This window comes from Streptomyces sp. NPDC001231 (genome assembly GCF_042896885.1).
Lineage (GTDB): Bacteria > Actinomycetota > Actinomycetes > Streptomycetales > Streptomycetaceae > Streptomyces.
In genome coordinates this window covers 1-1,787 of record NZ_JBIAXS010000074.1, presented here as the reverse complement: position 1 = coordinate 1,787, position 1,787 = coordinate 1, and the positions used below count along the sequence as shown (strand labels likewise).

1 protein-coding gene is annotated in these 1,787 nt (G+C 64.7%); it reads left to right on the top strand.

Going from position 1 to position 1,787, the window contains the following annotated elements:
• Positions 1 to 1,787, top strand: a 1,787-nt coding sequence (locus ACFY3J_RS38780) for a nickel-dependent hydrogenase large subunit (RefSeq protein WP_384188066.1), incomplete at both ends; no start/stop codon positions are given.

Sequence of the window (1,787 nt, the reverse complement as noted above, 5' to 3'; positions counted from 1 at the left end):
ATGGCGACTACCGAGGTGCGTCGGGCGGGGCGCAAGCCCGCTCAGATCGTGGACATGTCCTGGGATCCGATCACGCGGATCATCGGGAACCTGGGCATCTACACGAAGATCGATTTCGCGAACCGGGAGGTCGTCGAGTGCCACTCGACCTCCTCACTGTTCCGCGGCTACTCGGTGTTCATGAAGGGCAAGGACCCCCGCGACGCCGGCTTCATCACCTCCCGCATCTGCGGCATCTGCGGCGACAACCACACCACCTGCTCCAACTACGCCCAGCAGATGGCCTACGGCGTCAAACCCCCGCCCCTGGCCGAACACATCACCAACCTCGGCGAAGCCGCCGAATACATGTTCGACCACACGATCTTCCAGGACAACCTCGTCTTCGTCGACTTCTGCGAAGCCATGGTCAAGGCAACCAACCCCAGCGTCCTGGCCCGCGCCGAACGGACCGAGGCCCCCCGCGGCCACATCCACGGCTACCGCACCATCGCCGACATCATGCGCGCCTTCAACCCCTTCGAAGGCGAGATCTACAAACAAGCGCTGAAGATGTCCCGCATCACCCGGGAAATGTTCTGCCTCATGGAGGGCCGCCACGTCCACCCCTCCACCCTCTATCCCGGCGGCGTGGGCACCATGCCCCAGCCCACCGTCTTCACCGACTACCTCGCCCGCCTCATGCGCGTCATCGACTTCGTCAAACAAGCCGTCGCCCTCAACGACGACGTCTTCGACTTCTTCTACCAGGCCCTGCCCGGCTACGAGGAAGTCGGCCGCCGCCGCATCCTGCTCGGCTGCTGGGGCGCCTGGCAGAACCCCGACATCGTCGACTACCGCTACGAAACGATGAACCACTGGGGCAAGGCCATGTACGTCACCCCCGGCATCATCGTCGACGGCCAACTCGTCACCAACAACCTCGTCGACATCAACCTCGGCCTGCGCATCCTGCTCGGCTCCTCCTACTACGACGACTGGACCACCGAGGAACCCTTCGTCACCCACGACCCCCTCGGCAACCCCGTCGACATCCGCCACCCCTGGAACCAGACCACCCTGCCCCACCCCCAAAAACGCTCCTTCGACCACAACTACAGCTGGGTCATGAGCCCCCGCTGGCACCACCCCGAAACCGGCCAGCACCTCGCCCTCGACACCGGCGGCGGCCCCCTCGCCCGCCTCTGGTCCACCGCCCTCAACGGCCTCGTCGACACCCCCTACATCAAAGCCACCGGCCACAGCGTCCGCATCACCCTCCCCAAAGGCGAAAAACTCCCCGAAACCACCCTCGAATGGACCATCCCCCAATGGTCCAACACCATCGAACGCGACCGCGCCCGCCCCTACTTCATCGCCTACGCCGCCGCCATGGCCCTCCAATTCCTCGAACAAGCCCAAACCCTCGTCCGCGCCGGCGAAACCAAAGTCTTCGAAAACTTCCAAGTCCCCGACGAAGCCATCGGCTGCGGCTTCCACGAAGCCGTCCGCGGCGTCCTCTCCCACCACCTCGTCATCAAAGACAAGAAAATCGCCAACTACCACCCCTACCCACCCACCCCCTGGAACGCCAGCCCCCGCGACCCCTACGGCACCCCCGGCCCCTACGAAGACGCCGTCCAGGGCCAGCCCATCTTCGAAGAAAACGACCCCGACACCTTCAAAGGCGTCGACATCATGCGCACCGTCCGCAGCTTCGACCCCTGCCTCCCCTGCGGCGTCCACATGTACCTCGGCAACGGCAAAACCCTCACCACCACCCACACCCCCACCTACGGAGCCGAACA